1 pseudogene is annotated in these 1431 nt (G+C 58.0%); it reads right to left on the reverse strand.

From position 1 onward, the window contains the following. Window positions 1-1431, reverse strand: a pseudogene (locus HMPREF9999_RS10550) (peptidase M26); the annotation flags it as partial.

Below are 1431 nucleotides of genomic sequence, written 5' to 3' on the forward strand. Positions count from 1 at the left end.
AATCGATCGTGATGGTGTGCCCCTGTCCGTCGAAGGTGCCGGAATAGCCAGTGCTCTCGCTGCCAACTTTCAGGATGTCTGAGCCGAAGTCGAGGTCGACGGTGAGCTTGGCGTTGAGGTTTCTCTCCCCGGATCTTACGAAGTCGCCGAACTTCTTCCAGTCTTCTTTCGTGGCGATTTCGCACATGTTGTTTACGATGACATCTACTGCCACGGTGCGGTCGGCATAAATGGGATATTCGGCATAGAAATCATCGGCGAAGACGAGCTTGTAGGTGTTGGCGGTGTTGTATGCCACGCCCAGGATTTCCTGCGGGGTGGGTAGGGTGCCGACATTGCCGTCGTAGTTGGCGTAGCGCGACGCGACCTCCTTGCCGTTGTAGGTGAAGGCCACCTTGTAGATGCGCTTGGCGGTGGCGGAGAGTTGGGGCTCGAGGTCGGTGCCGAGCGTCTGTCCCCACACGTTTTCGGCGCGCCCGCTCTGCAGCATCCAGGCCACGTAGCCACTTGCAAGCTGCTCGGCGGTCGTCGGCGTGCCTTGCACGTTGGCAAAGGCGTTCACGTAGTAGCAGTTGTTGAGCGTGGGCTTCGGCGCGAAGGCGTAGCCGCCCTTGGCGTTGTTCGTGCCGGTGTAGAGACAGTTGTCGAAGGTGCAGGTGGCGTCGTCAGCTTGACCACATACGAATCCGCCCATGTTCTGCTTGCTGTTGTCGGTGGTGCCATTGAGGTCGCCGGCCACGATGCAGTCTTTGAAGGTGATTTTGCCTTCGCTGTATGCTGCGCGCACCATTCCTGCGGCGCAGTAGGTGTCGTTCTTGTCGCCGTTAGTGATTTTCACATCGCTGACGCAGCCCGAGAAAGTGGTGTTGCCACCCGCCAGGTAAGAGAATACGCCCATTGGAACATCGGTCGTCATCTTCCCCGTTACGCGCAGGTTCTTGATGGTGGCGTCTGTTACAAAGGGGAACAGCGCGAAGTAATCACCGCCGTTACCGTTCCAATCGATCGTGATGGTGTGCCCCTGTCCATCGAAGGTGCCGCGATAGTCAGTGCTCTCGCTGCCTATTTTCTGGATGTCCGTGCCGAGGTTGAGGTCGGCGGTGAGCTTGGCGTTGAGGTTTCCCTCCCCGGATCTTACGAAGTCGCCGAACTTCTTCCAGTCTTCTTTCGTGGCGATTTCGCACATGTTGTTTACGATGACATCTACTGCCACGGTGCGGTCGGCATAAATGGGATATTCGGCATAGAAATCATCGGCGAAGACGAGCTTGTAGGTGTTGGCGGTGTTGTATGCCACGCCCAGGATTTCCTGCGGGGTGGGTAGGGTGCCGACATTGCCGTCGTAGTTGGCGTAGCGCGACGCGACCTCCTTGCCGTTGTAGGTGAAGGCCACCTTGTAGATGCGCTTGTCGGCCTTGTCGGTGGGCAGCG

Source organism: Alloprevotella sp. oral taxon 473 str. F0040 (assembly GCF_000318095.2).
Classification (GTDB): Bacteria; Bacteroidota; Bacteroidia; order Bacteroidales; family Bacteroidaceae; genus Alloprevotella.